This is a genomic window from Streptomyces solicamelliae, assembly GCF_045348655.1.
Classification (GTDB): Bacteria; Actinomycetota; Actinomycetes; order Streptomycetales; family Streptomycetaceae; genus Streptomyces; species Streptomyces solicamelliae.
The window spans coordinates 3,690,733-3,715,887 of sequence record NZ_CP160404.1; the positions used below are offsets into that span (position 1 = coordinate 3,690,733).

At 73.1% G+C, this 25,155-nt stretch carries 18 protein-coding genes; 7 read left to right on the top strand and 11 right to left on the bottom strand.

Annotation, left to right across the window (positions count from 1 at the left end):
* The first annotated feature begins 79 nt into the window (after positions 1-79).
* Entirely contained in the window at positions 80-1,042 is a 963-nt protein-coding gene (locus ABZO31_RS17125) for a pirin family protein (protein ID WP_406862105.1), read from the top strand.
* A gap of 55 nt (positions 1,043-1,097) precedes the next feature.
* On the opposite strand, the gene ABZO31_RS17130 is transcribed toward ABZO31_RS17125, so the two are convergent.
* Together ABZO31_RS17130 and ABZO31_RS17135 are read right to left on the bottom strand one after the other, a co-directional pair.
* The gene (locus ABZO31_RS17130; protein ID WP_406862106.1) at positions 1,098-1,598 is read right to left on the bottom strand and encodes a hypothetical protein; all 501 of its coding nucleotides are present in this window, start codon (positions 1,596-1,598) and stop codon (positions 1,098-1,100) included.
* Positions 1,599-2,067: 469 nt separating this feature from the next.
* A complete protein-coding gene (locus ABZO31_RS17135) occupies positions 2,068-3,093 on the bottom strand; it encodes a tetratricopeptide repeat protein (RefSeq protein WP_406862107.1) in 1,026 nt (341 codons plus the stop codon).
* A gap of 252 nt (positions 3,094-3,345) precedes the next feature.
* On the opposite strand from ABZO31_RS17135, the gene ABZO31_RS17140 reads away from it, so the two are divergent.
* The 3 genes from ABZO31_RS17140 (at position 3,346) to ABZO31_RS17150 (ending at position 5,581) form a co-directional block, all read left to right on the top strand.
* On the top strand, positions 3,346-3,570 hold the full coding sequence (locus ABZO31_RS17140) for a hypothetical protein (RefSeq protein WP_406862108.1): 225 nt from the start codon (positions 3,346-3,348) through the stop codon (positions 3,568-3,570).
* A 162-nt stretch (positions 3,571-3,732) separates the two neighbouring features.
* Positions 3,733-4,404 carry a class I SAM-dependent methyltransferase gene (locus tag ABZO31_RS17145; RefSeq protein ID WP_406862109.1) on the top strand — a complete coding sequence of 224 codons (672 nt, stop codon included), beginning with the start codon at positions 3,733-3,735 and terminating at the stop codon, positions 4,402-4,404.
* Between the two features lie 103 nt (positions 4,405-4,507).
* Positions 4,508-5,581 carry an AI-2E family transporter gene (locus ABZO31_RS17150; RefSeq protein WP_406862110.1) on the top strand — a complete coding sequence of 358 codons (1,074 nt, stop codon included), beginning with the start codon at positions 4,508-4,510 and terminating at the stop codon, positions 5,579-5,581.
* On the opposite strand, the gene ABZO31_RS17155 is transcribed toward ABZO31_RS17150, so the two are convergent.
* On the bottom strand, positions 5,578-6,399 hold the full coding sequence (locus ABZO31_RS17155; RefSeq protein ID WP_406862111.1) for an MBL fold metallo-hydrolase: 822 nt from the start codon (positions 6,397-6,399) through the stop codon (positions 5,578-5,580). The two genes, ABZO31_RS17150 and ABZO31_RS17155, sit on opposite strands and share 4 nt — an antisense overlap.
* A gap of 75 nt (positions 6,400-6,474) precedes the next feature.
* On the bottom strand, positions 6,475-8,586 hold the full coding sequence (locus tag ABZO31_RS17160; RefSeq protein WP_406862113.1) for a SpoIIE family protein phosphatase: 2,112 nt from the start codon (positions 8,584-8,586) through the stop codon (positions 6,475-6,477).
* A gap of 175 nt (positions 8,587-8,761) precedes the next feature.
* On the opposite strand from ABZO31_RS17160, the gene aspS reads away from it, so the two are divergent.
* A complete protein-coding gene (aspS, locus tag ABZO31_RS17165) occupies positions 8,762-10,582 on the top strand; it encodes an aspartate--tRNA ligase (RefSeq protein ID WP_406862114.1) in 1,821 nt (606 codons plus the stop codon).
* Between the two features lie 54 nt (positions 10,583-10,636).
* On the opposite strand, the gene ABZO31_RS17170 is transcribed toward aspS, so the two are convergent.
* Complete coding sequence (locus ABZO31_RS17170; protein ID WP_406865381.1) at positions 10,637-11,371, bottom strand: TioE family transcriptional regulator; 735 nt, start codon at positions 11,369-11,371, stop codon at positions 10,637-10,639.
* Positions 11,372-11,426: 55 nt separating this feature from the next.
* Between ABZO31_RS17170 and ABZO31_RS17175 the strand changes: the two genes are divergently transcribed.
* Positions 11,427-12,614, top strand: a complete 1,188-nt coding sequence (locus ABZO31_RS17175; protein WP_406862115.1) for an erythromycin esterase family protein — start codon at positions 11,427-11,429, stop codon at positions 12,612-12,614.
* A gap of 92 nt (positions 12,615-12,706) precedes the next feature.
* Here ABZO31_RS17175 and metG read toward each other — a convergent pair whose 3' ends face one another.
* The 4 genes from metG to ABZO31_RS17195 all read right to left on the bottom strand — a co-directional run bounded on the left by metG (position 12,707) and on the right by ABZO31_RS17195 (position 20,103).
* Entirely contained in the window at positions 12,707-14,314 is a 1,608-nt protein-coding gene (gene metG / locus ABZO31_RS17180) for a methionine--tRNA ligase (RefSeq protein ID WP_406862116.1), read from the bottom strand.
* A 94-nt stretch (positions 14,315-14,408) separates the two neighbouring features.
* The gene (locus tag ABZO31_RS17185) at positions 14,409-17,678 is read right to left on the bottom strand and encodes a trypsin-like peptidase domain-containing protein (RefSeq protein WP_406862117.1); all 3,270 of its coding nucleotides are present in this window, start codon (positions 17,676-17,678) and stop codon (positions 14,409-14,411) included.
* A 106-nt stretch (positions 17,679-17,784) separates the two neighbouring features.
* A complete protein-coding gene (locus ABZO31_RS17190) occupies positions 17,785-18,105 on the bottom strand; it encodes a trypco2 family protein (RefSeq protein WP_406862118.1) in 321 nt (106 codons plus the stop codon).
* Positions 18,106-18,258: 153 nt separating this feature from the next.
* Positions 18,259-20,103 carry a VWA domain-containing protein gene (locus ABZO31_RS17195; protein WP_406862119.1) on the bottom strand — a complete coding sequence of 615 codons (1,845 nt, stop codon included), beginning with the start codon at positions 20,101-20,103 and terminating at the stop codon, positions 18,259-18,261.
* A gap of 256 nt (positions 20,104-20,359) precedes the next feature.
* Between ABZO31_RS17195 and ABZO31_RS17200 the strand changes: the two genes are divergently transcribed.
* Positions 20,360-22,429, top strand: a complete 2,070-nt coding sequence (locus ABZO31_RS17200) for a PhoX family protein (RefSeq protein ID WP_406862120.1) — start codon at positions 20,360-20,362, stop codon at positions 22,427-22,429.
* A gap of 82 nt (positions 22,430-22,511) precedes the next feature.
* Here the strand turns inward: ABZO31_RS17200 and ABZO31_RS17205 are convergent, their stop codons facing one another.
* On the bottom strand, positions 22,512-23,483 hold the full coding sequence (locus tag ABZO31_RS17205) for a hypothetical protein (protein WP_406862122.1): 972 nt from the start codon (positions 23,481-23,483) through the stop codon (positions 22,512-22,514).
* An 83-nt stretch (positions 23,484-23,566) separates the two neighbouring features.
* Entirely contained in the window at positions 23,567-25,045 is a 1,479-nt protein-coding gene (locus ABZO31_RS17210; protein WP_406862123.1) for an APC family permease, read from the bottom strand.
* Between the last annotated feature and the right edge of the window lie 110 nt (positions 25,046-25,155).

Here is a 25,155-nt window from a genome sequence, read left to right on the forward strand (position 1 = left end):
TCGGGGCCGTTTTCTGTTCCGTCGACATGCAGAAAGTTCGAGGTTCAACTAAACTCGGACTTACCCAAGGAGGTCCGCGATGCCCGCTGTGACTGTCGAGAACCCGCTCACCCTGCCCCGAGTCGCCGCGCCGGCCGATGCCGCGCCGCGCCCGGTGCTCGCCGTGACCACGGCGCCCTCCGGCTTCGAAGGGGAGGGCTTCCCGGTGCGTCGCGCGTTCGCCGGGATCAACTACAAGTACCTCGACCCGTTCATCATGATGGACCAGATGGGAGAGGTGGAGTACGCCCCGGGCGAGCCCAAGGGCACCCCCTGGCATCCCCACCGCGGCTTCGAGACCGTCACGTACATCATCGACGGCGTCTTCGACCACCAGGACTCCAACGGTGGCGGCGGCACCATCACGAACGGCGACACCCAGTGGATGACGGCCGGCTCCGGCCTGCTGCACATCGAGGCCCCGCCGGAGTCGCTGGTCGTGTCCGGCGGACTCTTCCACGGCCTCCAGCTGTGGGTGAACCTGCCGGCGAGCGACAAGATGATGGCGCCCCGCTACCAGGACATCCGCGGCGGCCAGGTCCAGCTGCTCACCTCCCCCGACGGCGGCGCGCTGTTCCGCGTCATCGCGGGCGAACTCGACGGCCACAACGGCCCCGGCGTCACCCACACCCCGATCACGATGGTCCACGCGACCCTCCGCCCGGGCGCCGAGGTCACGCTGCCCTGGCGCGAGGACTTCAACGGCCTCGCGTACGTCCTCGCCGGCCGCGGCACCGTCGGCGCCGACCGCCGCCCGGTCCACATGGGCCAGACCGCGGTCTTCGGCGACGGAGGTTCGCTGACGGTCCGCGCGGACGAGAAGCAGGACGGCCACACGCCGGACCTCGAGGTCGTCCTCCTCGGCGGCCGCCCGATCCGCGAGCCGATGGCCCACTACGGCCCGTTCGTCATGAACACCCAGGCCGAACTCCGCCAGGCCTTCGAGGACTTCCAGGCCGGCCGCCTGGGGACCATCCCGGCCGTGCACGGCATGGGGGAGTAGCAGAAGCCAGCGACCACGGAGCACGTGACAGGGCGTCACGTGCTCTGTGAGCGCATCACGCCCGGTCGTCGGGCTGGTCCCCGGCGCCGCCGTCGATGACGGTGAGTTCTGTGGCCTTTCCGGTGTACGGGTCCGGGGTGCCGACGGGGATGCTCTGGACGGCCGGCCCCTGTGCGGCACCGCCGCCGTTGAACACGAAGTCAGCCCGCAGACGCCAATCGCGGCCGTCGGGGTAGATGAAGCCGTGTGCGGCGAGCTGCCGCAGAGCGCGCGATACGGTCGGTTGCTGCATACCGACCTGCTGGGCGAACTTGGCCTGCGTCTCTACGCGGACCAGGCCATGGTCCTTGCGGTTCTGCATGGCGCACATCTTGTGGAACAGCTTGTAAGCCGCTCCGCTGAGGTCGGCCTCGGCGAGGGCGTTGTGTGCCTCGTAGCCCATCGTGGTGTAGCCACCTCCTCGGAACCAGAGTCCGGCTGCGGCACTGACCGACGAGTGAACGGTGAGGTCTTGAATCTCGCCCGTGCTGCGGTTGACCGTCTCGATCTTGGTCACTCGTCGGGCCGCACGCACAGGCTACCTCCAGGACTGCATGAACGATCGGTGGCTGCATGAGCTGCCCGGTCTCGCGCAATATCTCATGCATTCTCGCATCATCCAGCGTGGTTGTGTGGGTGCTTCTATGCGATTTCGCATAGGCGTCTCATGCGGCTGCATGATCGCCTCCGCATCGTTCCAGGTCAGCGGTCTGCGCTCGCCGCCCCGTCTTAATAGGTCAAGCACCCCGCCGTACGGGTTCCCCTGCAGTACTCGCACAGCTCCGTTCCTCGGGGGTGCCCCACCCTCGCTTCGGCCGTCTGCGGGCCGCGGTGGGCCGGGGCGCGTGAGCAGCAAGGGAAGCGGGCCGGGGCCCGCGGGGGCTGACGGAGGCACACGTGGCGGACGACCGTCCGGCCGCCCCGCCGCCGTGGCTGACTTTCGCGGGCTGAGGTCCAGGAGGGCCGCGAGGGGGCGACCGTCGGGGTCAGGCGAGGGGCGTCGCCAGGGGCTCCGCGCGCTGCAGGAGGGCGGCGGCCTCGGGCACGCTGCGGTAGCGGTCCAGGCGGGTGACCATGTCCTCGGCGGCCTCGCCGATCTTCACCGACCGGATACCGTCCGCGCAGTCCAGGAACTCGGTCCACGTCGACAGGGCCGCGTCGAGGTCGCCTTGCCGGAGGTGGACCTTACCGAGGTCCGCAAGGACGATCGCCCGACTCCGGCGCCGATCCAGGCCGTGGATGTCGAGGGACTGGTGCAGGTGCTCGGTCGCGCTGTCCAGGTCGCCGAGCCGGGCGAGGATCATCCCCGAGTGATGGGCCCACCGTCCGATGCTGAAGTGGGACGCCCACGACTCGCCGGGCGGGTGCCCGGGGTTCCGCTCGATCGCGGTCTGCGACGCGGCCAGTGCCCGGCCGGCCATCCGGCGATCCCCGTCGAGGGCTGCCGCGTCGGCCAAGGTGGTCTGGTAGTAAGACACCGCCCGAGGGTCGTCGAGCGTCTTGGTCTCCTCCACGCACCGCTCCGACAGTCGCAGCGCGACCGCCCCGAACTTGGGGCCGAGGTCGATCGCCTGCACCGCGAGTCCGCGGAGGGCCGTCGCCGACAGCTCCGGGTCGCCGGCCTCGGCCGCGAGCGCGTACGCGTGGCCGTAGTACCGCTGGGCCATGCCCTGGTTGCCCTCGTCCTGGGCCATCCACCCGGCGAGGTGCACGAGCTGCGACGTCGCCGCGTACAGTGCCCGACCGGTCGCCTCGGTGTACGAGCCGTTCAGCCACCGGTCGACGTCCTCGGTGAGGTACCGCACGACCAGGTGCCGGGCGTGACCGCCGCCCAGCTCGGCCGCCGTGTCGCCGAGGGCCTTCGTCATCGCCCTGACGGCGTCCACCTCGCCCTTACCCACGCGCACGCCGCCGGCCCGGTCGACCCGGCGTTGTATGTCCTCGGGGTCGGGGAGGCCGAGAGCGCTCAGCGCGTAGGCACTGGACGCTGCCAGAAAGTTCCGCCGAAGCACGTCGGTCGCTCCTTCCCAACGCGACTACAGCCGCCACGGTATCCGCCGGCTCCGGCTCGGGCCGGGGAGATTGCGCCGCCTCCAGTAACTCCGGGTCGAGGTCCAGCAGCTCGACCAGGTACGGCAGCCAGTACCTCGGCGTCCGGCCACCGGTCACCCATCGCCGCACCGACTGCCGGTCCAGGCCGTCAGCCCCGCGTCCCTCGCGGATGCCGAGCTCGCGGGCGAGCTTCTGCGGTCCCCAGCCTCGCCGTGCACGTCTTCATCCTGGACACACGCAACTACCGGGAGTTCTGTGCCGAGCACTTCGACGGCCGGTTCCTGGAGCACATCCCGGAGATCGCGTTCAAGTACGACGGCTCCGTGGAGCGGACGGCGCACATCATCGCCGACCACGGCTTCGAGGTGGACTGGAAGCTGTGGGAGGCGGACTACGCCAAGTGCGGTCCGTGTTCCCCGGGCTCCAGCTGCCACTGAGCCGTAAGTCCGGCACCAGCCGCCCGGGGGCGCTTCGCGCGCCTCCGGGCACTCCCTCGACCCCATCGAGCGGCACGCTCGGATTCGCGCACGACACGGGTGGCGACGCGAGTAGCTTGGCGGACCTGACCCGTCCGGCACGCGTCTCCCGGAGGACTCCTCATGCTCAGCGCCGCCCCGACCACCCCGGCCGAGTACTGGGACAAGTACAAGCCCTACCGGGGGAAGGGCGTGCAGCCCCGACCCGCGGCCGGGGCCTTCGACTGGGCGGGCATCCCCGGTCACGGCCCCGGTGCCGAACGCCTCGGCAGCCCGACGACCGCCCTTGACCTGGGGCCCGCCGAGGGCGAGAACGCCGCGTTCCTCGCCCGTTCCGGAGTCGAGGTGACCGCCGTCGACTTCTCGGCGGTGCAGGTGGACCGTGCCCGCCGCCTCTGGGACGGCGAACCCCGCCTGACGTTCGTGCACGCCGAGGCTTGCGCCTACCTCGACGCGAACGGTCCGCGGTTCGACGCGATCTACTCGACGTGGGGAGCCGTCTGGTTCACCGACCCCGAGCAGTTGTTCCCCCGGGTCGCCGCGCGTCTCGCGCCGGGCGGCGTCTTCGGCTTCTCGCACCGCGAGCCGGTCGTCGGCCAGTACGGGGCCCAGCGGATGGGTGGCAAGTGGCTGGAGGGCCGTGAGGCCGATCTGACGGTCCTGCGGTGGCAGTACGGGCCCGAGCAGTGGGCGGACATCCTCAAGCGGCACGGTTTCACGGCCGTGCACGCCGAGGTGCTGCCGAACCCGGACCCGGCGGCCCTCGGCACGCTTCTGGTCACCAGCCAGGCATGACGAGCGCCGCTCATACCGGGAGTCCGCACCGCTCCTGACGTGGAGTCACCCGGGCGGCCCGCAGCGCAGGACGACACGCCGACACGCATGGTGCCGTGGTGGGGTGCAGGGGACGAGGGCGTTGCTTCCTGAGGCCGCGCGGCGGGTGGCTGCCTGGTGCGTGGTGTTTCTGCTGCTCACCGGCGTGGCCGCCGTCGGGATCTGGCTCTGCATCACCTTCAAGACCGCCGTCACGCCCACGCTGCTCGCCCTGCTCGGCACCGCGCTGCTCAGGCCGGTGTACCAGCGGCTGCTGCGCATGAAGGTGCACAAGTCGCTCGCCGCCGGGCTGACCTGCGTCGTCGTCCTGGTCGTCGTCGGCGGGGCCACGTACATCGTCGTCGCGGCGCTCATCGACACCGGCGACCAGATCATCGCCTCGCTGCGCCGCGCCGCCGCCGACATCACCGAGCATCTCGGCGCGGCGGGGACCTCGATCGACGACCTCGCGAAGAACGCCCGGGACCTCCTGCAGAAGTTCGGCGGGACGGCGGCCTCCGGGGTGATCTCCGGGCTCAGCGTGGTGGGCCAGATGGCCGCCACCGCCGTCCTCGCGCTGCTGCTGATCTTCTTCTTCCTGCGGGACTCCGACCGCGCCGTGGAGACCCTGCGCTCGCTCGTCCCGCGCAGCGTCGGCGACACGGCCGAGGCCATGGGGCGGCGCGCCTTCGAGGCCGTCGAGGGCTTCATGCGGGGGACGACCTTCGTCGCGTTCGTGGACGCCGTCCTCATCGGCGTCGCCCTGCTGATCCTCGACGTGCCGGGCGCCGTGGGGCTGGCCGCGCTGGTGTTCGTCACGGCCTACATCCCGTACCTCGGCGCCTTCCTGTCCGGCGCGATCGCCGTGCTCGTGGCCCTCGCCGACCGGGGGTTCGTGATCGCGCTGTGGGTGCTGGGCGTGGTGCTCGCGGTGCAGGTCCTGGAGGGGAACGTGCTCCAGCCGATGGTGCAGAGCCGGACCGTGCAGATGCATCCGGCCGTCGTCATGCTGGCGATCACGGCCGGGGCGTCCGTCGCCGGGATCCTCGGGATGCTGCTCGCCGTGCCCGTGACCGCCGCCGCCTTCGGGATCATCGGGGAGCTGCGCAGCCGGTACGGCACCCCCGGGGACCGCGCCGGCCGGGACGTCCCCGGTTAGGTCGCCGCCGCCGGAGTGCCGCCGGGCTCGAAGGACTTCAGCATCTCCTCCAGGGCCGCCTGGTCGGGGCCGACGAACGGGTCGCTGTCCGGGGCCGTCGTGATCGTGTCGATCATCTGCGAGGTCATCCGGACGGCCGGCGGCAGATGCGTGCACAGCACGATCTCCGGGTTCATCGCCCGCAGCGGCTGGATCGTCGCCCGGTACTTCGCCGGGTCCACGACATGCACCCAGGGGCTGTCCAGCGTCGCCCACAGCAGCTGCGCGCCGCGCAGCTCCTCCGGCTTGAGGTCGTTGGCGTGGCCGCTCTCGGCCAGCTCGGCGGTCGGCATGGGGCCGCCGAAGCAGTCGGAGCTGAAGCAGATGCGGGTGCGGTCGTCGTAGAAGCCGACCGTCGCCGGGTTGTCGAACAGCGGCGGCCGGAACGCCCGCAGCATCCGGTCGCCGGCGTCCAGGGACTGGCCGGGGTTGAGGAAGTACACCCGGTCCATCGGCAGCGGCCGTTCGGTGGTCATGATCCCGGCGCCGATGAACGTCGTCACGACCCGGGCCTCGGGGGCCGCGACCAGCAGGTCGAAGATCCCGCCGGTGTGGTCGCGGTCGGGGTGGGTGAGCCAGATCCAGCGGACGTCGGCCGGGTCGATCACCTCGCGGACCGCGGCGACGAAGTCCCGGTCCGAGACCGACAGACCCGTGTCGACGACCACCGGCTCGCGGGCCGTGACCACGTACGCGTTGACGGGGATGTGCCCGATCCCCGGGATCTCCAGGCTGTCTGCGATGACGGTGGTGTCGCTGCCGACCTTGTGCGTGTCCATGACGGAACTCCGTGGGTGTCCCCCCGGGCGGCCGTACGACACCAGTCTGCGCCGCGGGCCCGCTCCCCGCCCGTCCTACCGGTCGAGGCCCCGGTCCGGCGGCGGCTCCCGCAGCTCGAACCAGATCGACTTGCCGTCGCCCCGGGGGTCGACGCCCCACGCGTGGGCGAGCATCTCCATCAGGATCAGGCCGCGGCCGCTCGACGCCAGCTCGCCCGGGTGGCGCTTGTGCGGCAGCTCGTCGCTGGCGTCCGTCACCTCCACCCGCAGCCGGCGCACCTGCCCGTCGCAGACCACCTCGGCGACCAGCAGGGCGTCGCCGTCGGTGTGGATGAGGACGTTGGTGAGTATCTCGGAGACCATCAGGACCGCCGAGTCGACCTGGTCGTCGTCCGCCCAGTCGTGCAGCAGCTGGCGCAGCTGCCGGCGGGCGTCGGCGATCCGCTCCGGCTCCGCCTGGGCGACGGTCATGACGGTGCGCCGCGGGGCCGGGGCCGTCGTGCGGTCGCCGGCCCGGGAGAGCAGCAGGACCGCGATGTCGTCCTCGCGGCGGTCGGCGAGCGGGCCGGTGGTGTGGTGCGAGCCGGGGCCGTGGACGGCCTCGACGAGCCGGTCCGCGAGCTCCTCCAGGGAGCCGCCGTCGTGCTGCTCCAGGAGCGTTCGGACGCGGTCCCAGCCGGTGTCGAGGTCATGCCCGCCGGTCTCCAGGAGCCCGTCCGTGCAGACCATCAGCGTCTCGCCGAGCTCCAGCCGCAGCCGGGTCGTCGGATAGTCGCTGTCCGGGTCGATGCCCAGCGGCAGCCCGCCCGCCGTCGGCTGCTGCAGCACCGTCCCGTCGGCCGTACGCACCGCCGGCTCGGGGTGGCCGGCCCGCGCGATGTCCAGCGTCCCGGTCGCCGGGTCGACCTCCAGGTACAGGCAGGTCGCGAAGCGGGGGCCGCCGAGGTCGTCGCTGCCCTCGGTGATCCCGTGCAGGAACCGCGAGGCCCGGGAGAGCACCGCGTCGGGCCGGTGGCCCTCGGAGGCGTACGCGCGCAGCGCGATCCGGAGCTGGCCCATCAGTCCGGCGGCCCGTACGTCGTGACCCTGGACGTCGCCGATGACCAGGGCGATGCGGCCTCCCCCGGACTCCGTCCGGGAGGTGCCCCCGGGCAGCGGGATCATGTCGTACCAGTCGCCGCCGATCTCCAGGCCGCCACCGGTCGGCACGTACCGCCCGGCCACCGCGAGGCCCGGGATGCCGGGCCCGAGCGCGGGCATCATGGTGCGCTGCAGCCCGAGGGACAGCTCCCGCTCGGACTCGGCGACGCCCGCCCGGGCGAGGGCCTGGGCGAGCATCCGGGCGACGGTGGTGAGCACGGACCGCTCGTCCGGGGTGAAGGCGACCGGGTGCTTGAACGCGGCCATCCACGCGCCCATCGTCCGCCCCGCGACGGTCAGCGGCAGGAACGCCCAGGACTGCCGGCCGAAGCGCTGTGCCAGCGGCCAGGTGAGGGGGAAGCGGCGCCGGTACTCGTCCGGGGTCGGCAGGTAGATCGCCCGCCCGGTGCGGGCCGCCTCGGCCGCCGGGTAGTCGGTGTCCAGCGGCATCTCGGTGAACGGGCCCTCGTCGCCCTCGCTGTGCCCGTGGTGCCCGGTGACGGTGAGCCGGTCGCCGGCCACGCCGAAGACGGCGAGCCCGTCCGGCGAGAAGCCCGGCATCGACAGGGAGGCGGCGACCCGCAGCACCTCCGCGGTGGACCGGGCCTCCGCAAGGGCTCGCCCCGCGTCGAGCAGGAACGCCTCCCGGGAGCGCCGCCAGTCGCCGGTGACCGGGGTGCGGGCCGCCGTGCCGGGGCCGGGTTCGGCGACCTCCTGGAGGGTGCCGACGAGCGGGTGGCCCGCCTCGGCGGCCAGCGGTTTGGCGCGGCTGCGCACCGTACGGATCACCCGGCCGTCCGGGCCCATGACGCGCAGCCGGGACTCGGCGAGGGTGCCCTCCGCGCGGGCGAGGCCGACGACCCCGCCGTTCTCGTTCCAGTCGACCGGGTGGAAGCGCGAGCGCACGGCCGCCTCCGTCAGGCCGACGGGTTCGGCGGGCAGGCCGAGCAGCCGGGCGGCCTCGGCGTCGAGGGTGACGATCCCGGACACGTTGTCCCAGCGCCACAGGCCGGTCGCGATCGCGGCCAGGATGTCCTCGGTGCGCATTGCCCCACTTTATGAATATCGGACCGGACGGTGCCACCGAGAGTATTCGACGAGCGATCTCGGCCCGCCCGGTACCCTTGACGGGCCTGGATTCAATCCCCGGGTTCGATCCCCGGATCGGAACCCTGGATTCGACCCGGGCCCTACCCCGATTCCGAAGACTGGATGAACGACGATGCATCGGTACAGGTCCCACACCTGCGGCGAGCTCCGCGCCTCTGACGTCGGCACCGACGTCCGGCTGAGCGGCTGGCTGCACAATCGGCGCGACCTGGGCGGCATTCTCTTCATCGATCTCCGCGACCACTACGGGATCACCCAGCTGGTCGCCCGCCCCGGCACCAAGGCCGCCGAGGTCCTCGACAGGCTGACCAAGGAGACCGTCGTCCGGGTGGACGGCAAGGTCGTCTCCCGCGGCGCGGAGAACGTCAACCCGGAGCTGTCCACCGGCGAGATCGAGATCGAGGCGGCCGAGGTCGAGGTCCTGGGCGCGGCCAAGCAGATCCCGTTCACCATCAACGCCGACGACGGCGTCAACGAGGAGCGGCGCCTGGAGTACCGCTTCCTCGACCTGCGCCGCGAGCGCATGCACCGCAACATCATGCTGCGGTCCGCCGTCATCGCCTCCATCCGCTCCAAGATGGTCGCGCTGGGCTTCAACGAGATGGCGACGCCGATCCTCGCCGCGACCTCCCCCGAGGGCGCCCGCGACTTCGTCGTCCCGTCCCGCCTCAACCCGGGCAAGTTCTACGCGCTGCCGCAGGCGCCGCAGCAGTTCAAGCAGCTGCTGATGATCTCCGGCTTCGACCGGTACTTCCAGATCGCGCCCTGCTTCCGCGACGAGGACGCCCGCGCCGACCGCTCGCCGGGCGAGTTCTACCAGCTCGACATCGAGATGAGCTTCGTCGAGCAGGAGGACGTCTTCCAGCCGGTCGAGAGGCTGATGACCGAGCTGTTCGAGGAGTTCGGCGGCGGCCGCCACGTCAGCTCGCCGTTCCCGCGGATCCCGTTCCGCGAGTCGATGCTGAAGTACGGCAACGACAAGCCGGACCTGCGGACCTCCCTCGAACTCGTCGACATCACCGACGTCTTCGAGAACTCCGAGTTCAAGGCCTTCGCCGGCAAGCACGTCCGCGCCCTCGCGGTGCCGGACACCGGCGACCAGCCGCGCAAGTTCTTCGACGGCCTCGGCGAGTACGCGATCTCGCTCGGCGCGAAGGGCCTGGCCTGGGTCCGCGTCGGCGAGGAGAACGCGCTGACCGGCCCGATCGCCAAGTTCCTCACCGAGGAGAACGTCAAGGTCCTCACCGAGCGCCTCGGCCTGAAGCCGGGCCACGCGGTGTTCTTCGGCGCGGGCGAGTTCGACGAGGTCTCCAAGATCATGGGCCCGGTCCGGGTCGAGGCCGCGAAGCGCGCCGGCCAGTTCGAGGAGGGCGTCTTCCGCTTCGCCTGGATCGTCGACTTCCCGATGTACGAGCGGGACGAGGAGACCGGCAAGATCGACTTCTCGCACAACCCGTTCTCCATGCCGCAGGGCGGCCTGGAGGCCCTGGAGAACCAGGACCCGCTGGACGTCCTCGGCTGGCAGTACGACATCGTCTGCAACGGCATCGAGCTGTCCTCCGGCGCGATCCGGAACCACGAGCCCGAGATCATGTTCAAGGCGTTCGAGATCGCGGGTTACAGCCGCGAGACCGTGGAGTCCGAGTTCGCCGGCATGCTGCGCGCGTTCGAGTACGGCGCCCCGCCGCACGGCGGCATCGCCCCGGGCGTCGACCGCATCGTGATGCTGCTCGCCGACGAGCCCAACATCCGCGAGACCATCGCCTTCCCGCTGAACGGCAACGCCCAGGACCTGCTCATGGGCGCGCCGACGGAGCTCGACGAGGCCCGCCTGCGGGAGCTGAACATCCAGCTCCGCAAGCCGGTCGCCAAGGAGAAGCCCGCCGACGGCCGCCCGATCACCGAGGCGGTCCACCCGGAGGCCGGCCGCTAGGCCCGCAGCTGACGGCAGGGGCCCGGGACCGTACGGCGGTCCCGGGCCCTGTTTTCATGCCGCCTCCGCCCGCTCGCGGAGGTACGCGTCCAGGGCGGCGGCCCCCCTGAGCAGCGCCCGCCCGCGTGCGGTCAGCCGGCCGTGCCAGTCGGCCAGGGCCGCCTCCAGGGGTTTCAGGCCGCCGGCCGCGCGTACCTGGGCGATCAGCGGGGCGATCTGCTCCAGCAGATAGCCGCCCCGCCGCAGCTGATGCGCGAGGCGGGCGTCCCGTACGGCGGCCTCGTCGTACACCCGGTACCCGGTCACCCGGTCGCGGCGCGGGCTCACCAGGCCGGCGTCCTCCCACTTGCGCAGGGTCGCGGGCCGGATGCCCAGCTGCGCTGCCAGCGTCCCGATGAACACCCCGCCGGCCCCCGGCTCCTCCGGCACGGGCTCCAGGTCGCGCAGCGCGTTCTCCACGGCCCGCAGGGTCCGCCGGTCGTCGAGCAGTTGGGCGTGGCTCTCGTCCACGAGCCGGTACGCCTCCTCCGCCGCGTCCTCGTTCACCGCCCGCATGATCGCCGTGGCCGTCGCGTGCCCGTGACCGGGCGCGAGGGCGAGGAAGGCGTGCAGGGCCGCGGCGTGCAGCGGAGTGTAGGCGCGGTAGCCGTGCGGGCTGCGCGAGGTGGCCGGGAGGATGCCGGCTTCCTCGTAGTTCCGGACGGCCTGGGTGGAGAGCCCGTGCGGCCGGGCCAGATCGACGGGCCGGAGTGCCCTCCGCCCCCGGCTTTGAAGGTTCAAGCCCCGCACTCCCCTGATTCCGCTCGAAAGTCTCCACCGAAAGTTCAACGATACCGTGGAAGGCATGGCGACCGACCTCAAGGACACCACGTATCCCGTCGACGCGGCAGCCGTCCTGCGGCTGCTCCCGGACCGCCCCCGGCTGCTCGCCCTCGGCGAGCCCACCCACCGCGAGGACACCCTCCTCGGCCTGCGCAACGAGCTCTTCCGGCAGCTCGTCGAGGAGCACGGCTACCGGACGATCACCCTGGAGACCGACTGCCTGAACGGCCTGCTCGTGGACGCGTACGTCACGACGGGCGCGGGCACGCTCGATGACGTCATGGCGCGCGGCTTCAGCCACGACTGGGGCGACGACGCGGCCAACCGTGAACTGGTGCGCTGGATGCGCGCGTTCAACGAGGACCGCCCGGCGTCCGACCGCCTCCGCTTCGCCGGCTTCGACGGCCCGCTGGAGATCACGGCTGCGGCGAGCCCCCGCGAGGCGCTGAGCGAGCTCCACGCCTACCTCGCGGCGGAGGTGGCCGCCCACCTGCTCCCCTGCACGGCGGAGACCCTGAACGACCTCCTCGGCCCCGACGACCGCTGGACGGAACCCGCCGCGATGATGGACCCCACGAGGTCCTTCGGCCGCTCGCCGCAGGCAAGGGAACTCCGCTTGCTGGCCGACGAGTTGACGGAACTCCTCGACGAGCAGATGCCCCACCTGATCGCCGCGACGACGAGGGACGCCTGGGACCGTGCGAGCCTGTACGCCCGCACGGCGGTCGGCCTCCTCCGCTACCACCACTGGATGGCCGACACGTCACCCGCACGCCTGGCCCGCCTGGTGGGCGTCCGCGACCGGATGATGGCCGACAACCTCCTGGCCCTGGCCGCCCGCGGCCCGGTCCTGGCCCACGCCCACAACTCCCACCTCAAGCGCGAGCGCAGCACCATGACCATGGGCGGCGCACCGCTCCACTGGTGGAGCGCCGGCGCCCTGGCGAGCGCCCGCCTCGACGAGCAGTACGCCTTCGTCGCCACGGCCCTCGGCACGATCGAGCACCAGGGCGTGACGGCCCCACCCCCGGACACCCTGGAGGGCCTCCTCTACGCCCTCCCCGAACCCCGCTTCGTGGTCGACCCCCAGGCCCTGACGACCCCCCTCGCCCCCCGCGTCTCCCCCTGGTTCGGCTACGCCCCCTACGCCCCGTCGCACCTGGCCTCCACCGACGGCCTGGTCTTCGTCAGGGACATCCCCCGGCGCTAGCGGCCAGGCCACGCACGTCACAGGGGTACGGGCGAAGGCCGTCACCCGCAGGGGGTGACGGCCTTCGCCGTGCTCGGGAGTCGCCCCGGGCGTCAGTCCTTCTTCGGCTCCTCCAGGCGCGGGAAGAGGACCGCGCCCTTGGTGACCGTGGCGCCGGCGGGGAGCCGGCCCCAGGTGCCCGCGTCCTGTACCGGCTGGGCCGGGAGGGCGCCCAGGGACGCCTCGGCGCCGAGGGAGGTCCAGAGGGCCTCGGAGGTCTCGGGCATGATCGGGTTCAGGAGGACGGCGACCGCGCGGAGGGACTCCGCTGCCGTGTAGAGGATCGTGGCGAGGCGGGCGCGGCCCTCCTCGCTGTCGTCCTTGGCCACCTTCCACGGTTCCTGCTCCGTGATGTAGCCGTTGACCTGCTTCACGAAGTCGAAGATCGCCAGGATGCCGCCCTGGAAGTCCAGCTCCTCGCCGATCTTGGCGTCGGCCGTCGCGACCGCCTTCGCCAGGCCCTCGTGGATCGCCTTCTCCGCGTCACCGTCGGCCGTCGACGCCGGCAGCTCGCCGCCGAAGTACTTGCCGACCATCGCCGCGACGCGCGACGCCAGGTTGCCGTAGTCGTTCGCCAGCTCGCTCGTGTAGCGGGCGGTGAAGTCCTCCCACGAGAACGAGCCGTCCGAACCGAAGGCGATCGCGCGCAGGAAGTACCAGCGGTACGCGTCCACGCCGAAGTGCGAGGTCAGGTCCTGCGGCTTGATGCCCGTCAGGTTCGACTTCGACATCTTCTCGCCGCCGACCATCAGCCAGCCGTTCGCGGCCACGCGACCCGGCACCGGCAGGCCCTGCGCCATCAGCATGGCCGGCCAGATCACCGCGTGGAAGCGGAGGATGTCCTTGCCGACCAGGTGCACGTTCGCCGGGAAGGTCTCCTCGAACTTCGCCGGGTTCTCGTTGTAGCCGACCGCGGTGGCGTAGTTCAGCAGGGCGTCGACCCACACGTAGATGACGTGCTTGTCGTCCCACGGGATCGGGATGCCCCAGTCGAACGTCGAGCGCGAGATCGACAGGTCCTGCAGACCCTGCTTGACGAAGTTCACGACCTCGTTGCGGGCCGACTCCGGCTGGATGAAGCCCGGGTTCGCCTCGTAGAACTCGAGCAGCTTCGGGCCGTACTCGCTGAGCTTGAAGAAGTAGTTCTCCTCCTTGAGGATCTCCACCGGCTTCTTGTGGATCGGGCACAGCTTCGTGCCGTCCTCGGCCTCGATGAGGTCGCCGGGGAGCTTGTACTCCTCGCAGCCCACGCAGTACGGGCCCTCGTACCCGCCCTTGTAGATCTCGCCCTTGTCGTACAGGTCCTGCACGAACTCCTGGACGCGGTCCGTGTGACGCTTCTGCGTCGTGCGGATGAAGTCGTCGTTCGCGATGTTCAGGTGCTCCCAGAGGGGCTTCCAGGCCTCCTCGACGAGCTTGTCGCACCACTCCTGCGGGCTGACGCCGTTCGCCTCCGCGGTGCGCATGATCTTCTGACCGTGCTCGTCCGTGCCGGTGAGGTACCACACCTTCTCGCCGCGCTGACGGTGCCAGCGCGTGAGCACGTCGCCTGCGACGGTCGTGTAGGCGTGGCCCAGGTGAGGAGCGTCGTTGACGTAGTAGATGGGGGTCGAGACGTAGTACGCCTTCGCCCCCTGCTTCTCGGATCCAGTGGCCGCCATGGTCGAAATCCTATCGGCCCGCCGAAGATCCACTCACCGCGCCGGAGCCGGTGCCGGAGCCGGTGCCGGGCGCCCGTACCGGAGCCCGCCCCGGCTATGGCCGTCGCTCGTCCCCGTAGCAGGCCGCCAGCCGCTGCAGCGCGGCCGCCAGATCCGCCCGGGACTCCCGCGCCTCGTCCGGTTCCGGGCCCGTCTCCTGGAGGACCCGGCGCCGCAGCGCGACCGCCTCCCACAGCGGGGCCGCCGCCTCGGCCGGGCGGTCCAGGTGCAGCAGACAGCCGCCCAGCTCGTACGCCGACCAGGCCAGCCGGCGGTCCGCCTTCCTGCTCCTCGGCAGCTTGCGGCGCGCCTTGTGGGCCCACCGGTACGACGCCACCGCCTCCTCCCAGCGCTGCTCGGCCTGCAGACTCATGCCCTGCCAGTGCAGCGAGAAGCCCAGCTGCTCCAGGCGACGGCGCTCGGGGATGCCCCGGGAGGCGCGCAGTACGGCCACGGACTCGGCCAGCGCCCGCTGCGCCTGCCGCTGCCGCCGCGCGTAGTAGTGGATCTCGCCGAGCCGGTACAGGTCGAGCGCCAGGTTCTCCGCGTACACGCCGGGCAGGTCGTGGGCCCGGCGACGGCGGATCGCGACGGCCTCGGCGCACAGCGCGGTGGCCTCCTCCAGACGCTCGTCCCTGCGGTAGCTCACGGACAGCGACACCAGCGCCCCGGCCAGCTTCGACGCGTTGGCGTCCCGGTTCGCGGCGGCCAGCTGCCGCCACAGCGAGACGGCCTCCTCGTCGGCGGCCAGGGCCTGCTCGTGCTTGCCGTCGTGCCCGTAGCCGAGGCCCGAGTCGCCCAGCGCGCCGGCGAGCAGCCCGCGGTGCGCGCCGGGCCGCTCCCGCTCCAGCCGCAGGCTGAGCCGGAGGGCCTCCTGGGTGAGGGCGTCGGCCTCCGGCCGCCGGGAGGTGCGCCAGAGCACGACCGCCGTGTCGCTCAGGCTGCGCACCAGGTCGGGGAGCTGCCGCTCCGGGTCGGCGTCGGCGAGCCGGCGGTGCACGCCGAGCGCCCGCAGGGCGGGTTCCTGCGCCTCCTCGGGCCGGTCCAGGAAGGTCAGCGCGCCGGCCCGCAGCGACAGGGACGCGGCCAGATCCGCCTCGTGCGCCTCCGGGTCCGCCGCCGCGAGCAGCTCCCGCAGCCCGACGGCCGTGCCCGCGTGCGCCAGGGCCTCCCGATCGCGGCGCAGGCTCAGCGAGCGGCGGGCCAGGTTGTGGTGGGCCCAGGCGAGGTCGGCCTCGGTGAGCGCGCCGCCGGCCCCCCGCTCCTCCTCGTACCGGGCGAGCAGGTCGGCCGCGATCCGCGCGGCGAACCCGGCCAGCACGTGCGAGGTCTCCGGCAGCGCGGCCGAGGTGCGGCGCAGCACCGCCGCGCTCGGGAGCACGCTGCCCAGCGCCTTCCGGAGCCGGTCCAGGACGTCGCGGGCCTCGTCCGGCCGGTCCGCGTTGGCGTGCGCGACGACGGACCGGGCCAGCACGATCAGCGCCTGCACCAGCTGGTCGTCGGAGGCGTCCCGGAACAGCGAGGGCAGCAGTGCCGGGTTCCCGATCACCTCCGTGGACGCGTGGAACTCGGCGACCCGGTCCGGCTGCAGCTGCCCCCAGTACCGGCCGTGCGAGGACGGGTACAGCTCGTGCAGCCAGTCCGCGAGCGGCGCGCACAGCTCCGGTCCGACGCCGGGGATGCGGGCCACCGTGCGCAGCGCCTCGGCGCGGTCGGCCGCGCCGAGCAGGCAGGCGGTCGCCACCGCGGTCCGCAGCCGCGGCAGGTCGCGCGGGCCGAGGCCGACGGACTGCGCGGTGTTCTCCCAGTACCGCTCCTCGTGCCGCAGCAGCCCCTCCTGGAGGGTGGCGAGGTCGCCGGCGAGCGGCTTCGGGCCGAGCTGGAGCAGCGCGGTCAGCGCGCTCATCTGCACCGTCAGGGCGGCCTCGAAGGCGGCCCGGCGGCCGCGCGGCGCCGGGCGGACCCGGCCGGCCAGCGCCGCCCAGTCCACCCCCGCGTACCCGGGGACGCGGCCGAGCAGCGGCGCGAGGTCGGCGGCGGCCAGCGCGAACGCCTCGTCGCGGCCCTCCACGGTGGCGTCCAGGGCGTGCAGCCGGACCACCGGGGCGGTGCTCAGGATGTCGTGGACCACACCGGGCGCGCCCAGCGCGGCGGTCTTCCAGGTGCCCTCGGAGCGGGCCACCAGGAGGATCCTGATCCGCCGGCCGGCCTGCCGCGCCTCGGCGATCAGCTGCCGTACGAGCCGGGGCTGCATCTCCGCGTAGTCCATGACGATCAGCGTGTCCGCCCGGACCTCGGCCAGCGGGCTCAGGTCCGGCTCCGCGCCGGGGCCGGACGTCAGGTCGGAGCGGAGCTGTCCGGCGACCCAGCCGCGGGCCCGCAGCGCGGCCGTCAGCCAGCGCGACAGCCGGGTCTTGCCCTGGCCGCTGGGGCCGACCAGGGCCCGTACGGACAGCGGCTCGGGGTCCCGCTCGCACCAGGCGAGCAGCTCCTCGCAGACCTCCGTGCGACCGCGGAAGGCGACCGCCTCGGTGTCGGCGCGCAGCAGCATCAGCGGGGAGCGCAGGTCGCGTTCGGGCGGGGCCGGGGCGAGCAGCCCGTCGAGTTCGGCGGCCTCCGGCTCCGGGGGGACGCCCGCGTGGGCGGCGACCAGGGCGCGGAAGTCCGGGTCGGCGAGGAGCGCGCGGCTGCGGGTGGCGGTGAGCCGGGAGCCGGTGCGGGCGTGGCGGTCGTGGCTCACGACGCCGACGAGCAGCCGGTCCCGGAAGACGGCCGCGCCGGACATGCCCGCCCACGGCGAGGCGGCACCGTCTCCCGCGGTGCCGAACGGGGAGTGGACGCCGAGCAGTTCGCAGCGGTGCGCGGTGCCGGTGAGCGGGTTGATCCGGGCGGCGAGCTGTTCCGCGGTGCGGCGCGGCGGGCCGCCGGGCACGGGGACGGCCCGGCGCATGCGGGGGAAGCCCAGGCAGGCGACCGGCTGGTCGGCGCGGTCCGTGACGAGGACGCCCCAGCGCTGGACGCGGCGGTTGGGGTTGCCGGCGAAGGAGCGCGGGGTCTCCCAGTCGGCGGCGCCCACCTCGACGAGCGCGGCGTCCACGTCGTCGTCCTCGCGCCGCCAGCGCACGGCGGCGCGGGCCTGCGGCGGCTCGGCGTCCTCGGGGGCGTACGCGTCCGAGGCGTACGGCGACACCGTGACGTCCGTGCCGGGCGGGACGACATGGGCGGCGGTCAGCACCAGCCGGGGCGCGACGAGATAGCCGGAGCCGAAGGCGACCACCTCCGTGCCACGGCGCGCGCGTACCTGCACGGCGCGGTCTGTCTCCATGCGCACCCCCGTACGCGCTAGCTCGCACGCTCCGTCGCGGACGTACCGTTCGCCGTACTCACTGCACGTCTTGCTCCACGCCTTGCCACACGCCTTGCCGCACGTCCTACTCCACGTCGCCGATGGCCGTGTCGCCGCCGTCGGCGCGCTGCGGGCGCAGCGTGAGCGCGATCCGCTGGACGGACCGGCGGCTGCCCTCCGTGCGCCCGCGCGCCTCGACGATCCCGAAGCGCAGCCCGCCGCCGGCCTCGCGGGTGCGGATCAGCTCCGCCTCGAACTCCACGGTGATCTCGTCGACGCCGAACCGGACCTCGGACCGCTGGGCCCGGCGCTGTGCCTCGGCGACCTGGTTGCGCAGCAGGTCGAGGGCGTCGGCCAGGTCGAGCCAGTGCTCGCCGTCCCGGTTCGCTCCGTCTGTGGTGGTCATCGGTATTTCCCCCGTCCGTCCACGGTCAACACCCGTGGGGGACAACGGAGACGGGGCGGCTCGTGGTTCCCGTGGTGCGGGTTCGGCCGAAAAACGCCGACGGCGGAGCCGTCCCTTGCGGGGCGGCTCCGCCGTCGGCGTCGCGAGGTGGTGTCAGACGGACCAGCCGTCCAGCAGGCCCTTGAAGAACGCCGGCTGCGGGAGCTCGGCGGGGGTGGGGCCGGCGTGGAAGAACGCGGCGTGCGGGACGTCCAGCTTGCGGAGGTAGTCGAACGCCTTCGCGTCCTCCTCGCCGAAGGCCACGAACCGCCAGTGGATCGGGCGGTCCGCGGCGGCGGCGAGCGCCTGCGTCGCGGCGGTACGGGACTCCGGAGCGCCGTCCGTCTGGAACAGCACGAACGCGGGGCGGGCGGGGTCGTTCTTCTCGTGGTGCGCGAGCACCTCGGCGATCGCCCGGTCGTAGTTGGTGCGGCCCATGCGGCCGAGGGAGTCGTGCAGTTCGGCGATGCGGCCGTCGACGTTGTCGAGGGTGAGGTCGCCGGTGCCGTCGACCTCGGTGGAGAAGAACACGACCGGCACGGTCGCCTCCTCGTCGAGGTGCGCGGCGAGGCCGAGCGCCTGCTCGGCGAGGTGCTGGACGGAACCGTCCTTGTAGAACCCGCGCATGGACAGCGACCGGTCGACCACGAGGTACACGGCGGCCCGGCTCCCGGTCAGCCCCTGCGCCTTGAGTACACTCCCGGCCGCCTTGTACGCCTCGACGACCTGCGGCGCCCGCGCCTTGACGCGCGCGAGGGAGAGGGCGGGGGTGCCGGGGGCGTCGGCCGCGGGGGCTGCGACGGCGGCGGGCTCGTCCGCGGTGCCGGCGGCCGCGGCGACGGCCTCGACCTCGGCCTGCGGCTCGGCGACCGTCTCGTCGGCCGCCGTCTCGGCGTCGGCGGCGACGACCGCCTCGGGGGCGGTGGCGTCGGCCTCGACCTCGGCGGCCGGAGCCTCGTCCGCAGCCTCGGGGGCGGCCGCGGCGACGGTCTCGACCTCGGCCTGCGGCTCGTCAGCGGGAACCTCGGCTGCGGTCTCGGCCTCCGGCGCGACGATGGCCGGAGCCTCGTCCTGAGCCTCCGGCTCTACGGCGGCGGGAGCGTCCTCGGCCTCGGCGGCCGGGGCCTCTTCGGTCTGTGCGACGGGGTCGGCCTCGTCCTCGGCCGGAGTCTCGTCCTGAGCCTTCGGCTCGGTGGCCTCGGCGTCCGCCGACGGCTCGGCCGTCGCGGCCTCTTCGGCCTGCGGGGCGGGGGCGGCGTCCTCGGCGACGACCGGCTCCGCCGGCGTCTCGGCCTCCGGCGCGACGACGGCCGGAGCCTCGTCCTGAGCCTCCGGCTCTACGGCGGCGGGAGCGTCCTCGGCCTCGGCGGCCGGGGCCTCTTCGGTCTGTGCGACGGGGTCGGCCTCGTCCTCGGCCGGAGCCTCGTCCTGAGCCTTCGGCTCGGTGGCCTCGGCGTCCGCGGTCTCCTCGACCTGCGCCGCAGGCGCGTCGGCGTCGGCCTCGGCGGCCTCGGCCTCCGGCTCGTCGGACACGGGTGCGGCCTCGGCCTCCGGCTCGGCAGCCGGGGCGTCCTCGCTCTCGGCGACGACCGGCTTCACCGCCTCGGCAGCGACGGTCTGCGCCCCTGCCTTCGGCTCCGTCTCTCCCAACCCCGCCGTCTCCACCAGCGCGGTCAGTTCCTCGACCGTGGCCGGGGGTTCCGTCGCCGGCTGTTCCGTGCGGGCCTCGGGGACCTTGGCCTGCGTGGGGTTGTCGAAGGCGGCGGCCACCAGGGCCTCGGCCGCCTTCTCCGCCTGGGTCTGGGCCGGGACCGTGGGCGTGGGCTCCGTGGTCACGGTGACGGTCGCGGTCGGGGTGGCCGTCGGTTCCGTCTGGGGCGGGACGGAGGTTGCCGGCGACTCGTTCTGCTCCGCACGGTCGCGTCCGAACACCTTGCGCAGCAAACTCCGAATGCCCATGAGCGAGGCCTTTCGCATGAGTGGTGTGCCGTCTATGTCCGTACTGGGGGAATCATCCCTGGCCAGGGCGGACACGTAAGGTTAGCGGCCTGCCGTGTCGCCGGCCGCGCCCCGGTCGCCCCTTCGCCGCGCCCGGTCGCTCCGGGTTCATCGGTCGTTCATTCCACAGCCGCCTCCGGGCAGATCCGCGCACATAGCGTCCCCGCGACGGATTCCCGACACCATGTCGGCGCAGTGTGCGCCGGAGGAGGACGAAGTGCGCAAACTGCTGCCGCTGCTGAGCACCAACCCCCACGGGGGCGGACGTTCCGCGCTCACCTGCCGCTACCGCTGTGGTGACGCCTGCTTCCACGAGGTGCCGAACACCAGCGACAACGAATACGTCGGCGACGTCATAGCCGGCGCCCTCTCCCGCCGTTCGATGATGCGCGCCGCCGCGGTCGTCACCGTCGCCACCGCCGCCGGCACCGGCGCCGCCCTCGCGGGCGCCCCCGCCGCGGAGGCCGCCCCGGCCGCCGCCGCCGCGTACAAGCCGGGCCGCACCGACGGCGCCCGCGGCCTCCGCTTCCAGGCCGTCGCGCCCAACACCGCCGACCAGGTCACCGTCCCGGCCGGCTACAGCCAGAACGTCGTCATCCGCTGGGGCGAGCCGATCCTCCGCGGCGCCCCGGCCTTCGACTCGGAGAAGCAGACCGCCGCCGCGCAGGCCGGTCAGTTCGGCTACAACAACGATTTCCTCTCGCTGCTCCCGCTCCGCGGCGAGCACGGCCGCCAGGTGCTCGTGGCCAACCACGAGTACACCGACGAGGTCCTGATGTTCCGCGGCTACGACGCCGCGAACCCGACCCGCGAGCAGGTCGAGATCGCCTGGGCCGCGCACGGCCTGTCCGTGGTCGTCGTCCAGGAGGAGCACCGCTCCGGCAAGCTCTCCCCGGTCCGCCGCCACCCGCTCAACCGCCGCCTGCACACCACCTCGGAGTTCGAGCTGACCGGCCCCGTCGCCGGACACGCCCTCGTGCAGACCTCCGTGGACCCGGCCGGCCGCACCGTCCTCGGCACGCTCAACAACTGCGCCGGCGGCACCACCCCGTGGGGCACCACCCTTCACGGCGAGGAGAACTTCAACCAGTACTTCGCCAACGGCTCCTCCGCCACCGACAAGCGCTACGGCATCGCCGCCGGCGCCACCGAGCGCAAGTGGGAGCGGTTCGACAAGCGCTTCGACCTCGCCCAGGAGCCCAACGAGGCGCACCGCTTCGGCTGGGTCGTCGAACTCGACCCGTACGACCCGGAGTCCACCCCGCGCAAGCGCACCGCCCTCGGCCGCTTCAAGCACGAGGCCGCGCAGCCGCGCCTGACCGACGACGGCCGTCCCGTCGTCTACATGGGCGACGACGAGCGCTTCGACTACTTCTACAAGTTCGTGTCGAGCAAGCGGATGAAGAAGGGCGGCTCGCGCGCCGCCCACGCGCACAACCTCACGCTGCTCGACGAGGGCACCCTGTACGTCGCCAAGATCTCCGGCGACTCCCCGGCCGCCGAGATCGACGGCACCGGCAAGCTCCCGAACGACGGCGAGTTCGACGGCTCCGGCGTCTGGATCCCGCTGGCCACGGCCGGCGCGGACGGCGCGGTCTCGCACGTGCCCGGCATGACCGCCGAAGAGGTGTTCGTCTTCACCCGCCTCGCCGGTGACAAGGTCGGCGCCACCAAGATGGACCGCCCCGAGGACGTCGAGCCGTCCCCGCGCTCCGGCCGCGTGTACGTCGCGCTGACCAACAACAGCAACCGCGGCAAGGGCACCAACCCGGGCGCGGACGAGGCCAACCCGCGCAACCTCAACAAGCACGGCCAGATCCTCGAGCTCGCCGAGCACTGGGACGACCCGGCCTCCGACGGCTTCGCCTGGCGCCTCTTCCTGGTCGCCGGCGACCCGAACGACCCGGCCACGTACTTCGCGGGCTTCCCGAAGGACAGGGTCAGCCCGATCTCCTGCCCGGACAACGTGGCGTTCGACCCGTACGGCAACCTGTGGATCTCCACCGACGGCAACGCCCTCGGCACCCACGACGGCCTGTTCGGCGTCGCCACCCACGGCGAGCGCCGCGGTGAGCTGAAGCAGTTCCTGACCGTGCCCCGGGGCGCCGAGACCTGCGGCCCGATCATCCAGGACCGCCGCGTCCTGGTCGCGGTCCAGCACCCGGGCGAGCTCGACGGCGCGTCCGTCGAGAACCCGGCGTCCGTCTGGCCCGACGGCCCGGGCAAGGTCGTCCGCCCGTCGGTCGTGGCGGTCTACCGCACGGACGGCGGCGACATCGGCGTCTGAGGCGCCGCGCGGAACGCCCCGTAGGACGTTCCGCAGGACGTGAGGGGCGCGGGTCCAGCCATCACCCGCGCCCCTCCGCCCGTCAGTTCAGCCCCATGCCGTCCCGGAACCTGACGAACTGCTCCTCCGGGTCCCCCGTGTACGCCCACGGCACCCATGCCGCCCGCGTGCCCAGCATCCCGAGGACCCGCCGGGCCGTCTCCTTCTCGCCCGCGTAACAGGCCGCGTGTGCCAGGTAGTTGAGGTCCGCGACCTCCTCCGGCACCACCGGCCGGTGCGGGTCCCGGCCACCGATCCAGCGTTCGGCGGTGCGGCGCACCTCCGTCACCGCCAGCTCGTGTTTCCAGTGCTGGTCGAAACCGCGCACCGGGCCCCGGCCGCGCGCCGCGTCGGCGATGTAGCGGTACTCCTCCACCCGCGCCATCTGCACGAGCACCGGCAGGGGCGAGCCGGGCGGGGCGATCCCGGCCGCGTTGCGGGCGAAGTCGTACATCGCGCCGTGCGTGCCGTGCCAGCGCGCCGACCAGTACCGCATCACCTGCGCGTGGCCCTCCAGGTGGTACGGGTCGCGGCGGCGCAACTCGTCGAACCAGTGCCGCAGTTCGCCCCGCGCGACCCCGCCCTCGTACAGCCGGGCCACCGTCAGCAGCGACACCCACGGCATCGGGTCGGCCGGCGCCGCCTCCGCCGCCCGCAGGCACGCCTCCACGGCCACGTCGAGCCGTCCCCGGTCCACGGCCGAGCCGCGGCCGATCGCGATGGCCTCGTTGAAGACCCGTACCACCACGGTCGCCGCCCGCAGCACCGCCGCGTCCGGGGAGTCCGGTTCGGCGGCCCGCCAGGACTCCGCGGCCGAGCTGTCGGCGGCGGCGTGCGAGAGCAGCCGCAGCCGGTGGGTGCGCCGCGCCCAGTCGGGGCCGGTGTCCCGCAGCAGGTCGCGGACGCCCTGCCAGCGGCCGATGACCATGTCCTGGCGCGCGGCGGTGAGCGGCCGGTCGCCGTGGTCGGGGTCGAAATCCGGTACGAATCGGGCAGGGCGGCGGCGGGCGGCCATCGGCTCTCCTTCCGGCGGGCGCGGGGCGGTGCAGTGCGGTGGGACGGTCCGTGGTGGGCCGGTCCGTCATGGGACGGCCGGGGTCAGAAATCCGTTGCCGGTACGCCGTCGTCCCGGCGCGGGCGGCGCGGCCGCCGGGCCGACGACGGCACCGGGTCGGCGGCCAGCGCGCGGGCCGCGTCGAGGCGGGCCGGCCGGTAGTAGGCGCTGCCCTTCCGCCAGTACACGACCATCGGCACCAGCCCCAGGAGCAGTCCGCCGAGGCCGATGGTGAGCGAGGTGCCGGACAGCGTGCCCAGCGACTCCGCGAACACCCAGAGCATGAACGCCGAGCCCAGCAGCGGCCACACCCCGCCGAGCACGAAGTCCCGTACCGAGCCGAGGAGCAGGCCCCGGTACGCGACGACCGCGGCGAGGCCGGCGAGGGCGTAGTAGAACGCGATCTGCAGCCCGATCGCGGCGACGGCGTCGCGCAGCACCGACTGCACCGAGCCGGCCGCCGCGGCGGCGGCGAACAGCACCAGCGCCGCGCCGCCGACCGCGGCGATCGCGACCCACGGGGTGTTCCAGCGGCGGTGCACGCTCCCGAGCCGTTCCGGCAGGGTGCGGTCGCGGCCCATCGCGAACAGCGAGCGGGTCACCTGGATGAGGGTGGTCTCCAGGGTGGCGACGGTGGACAGCAGGACGGCCACGACCAGGATCTTCCCGCCCACCCCGGGCCAGATCTCCTGGCCGAGGACGGCCAGCGCGTTCGCCCCGCTCGCCTCGATCCGCTCGGCGCTCAGCAGCACGTTCACGGTGATCGTGACGGCCTCGAAGAGCAGGAAGACGATGCCGAAGCCGATCAGCGCGGCCCGGCCGGCGGTGCGCCGGCTGTCGCGGGTCTCCTCGCTGAGGTTGCTGGTGACGTCCCAGCCCCAGTAGTAGAACGCGGCGATCAGCGCACCCGACGCGAAACCGGCCGTGCCGTCGAAGCCGTCGAGCCCGAACCAGGACCAGCCGAAGGCGGTCGCCGCGCCCCGGTGCAGCAGCGCCGCCAGCAGGAAGGCGAGCAGGATCGCGATCTCTACGCCGGTGAGCAGGAGTTGGGCGCGGACGGTGAGCCGGGCGCCGCCGAGCACCACGAGCAGCATCATCAGGAACCAGCCCGCGCCGACGGCGGCGGCCAGCGGGGTGTTCCCGGCGAGGTCCGGGTCGATGAGGGACAGCGTCAGCACGCCGGCGGGCAGCGAGCCGGCCACCATGAACACGGTCGTGGACACCACGAGCGCCCAGCCGGACAGGAAGCCGAGGAACGGGTGGAGGGTGCGGCCCACCCAGGAGTACCCGGCGCCCGCGTTGACGTCGATCCGGCCCAGCCGGGCGTACGCGAGGACGATGCCGAGCATCGGGACGGCGCAGTACAGCAGCGCGGCGGGACCGGCGAGGCCGACCGCTCCGAACAGCACGGCGGTGGTGGCGGCGAGCGAGTACGCCGGGGCGCTGCCGGCGACCGCCATCACCACGGTGTCGAACGTGCCGAGGACGTTGGCCTGGAGTCCTCTGCCGGTGGAACTGCGCATGGCGGATGTCCTTGTGTGACCCGGTGAGACCTGTGGGAAAGGGACGCTGTGGAGTGGGGTGCGTGCCTCCGGCGCCGTTGGCCGCCTGGGTGCGGGTGCCTTCGGTGCGC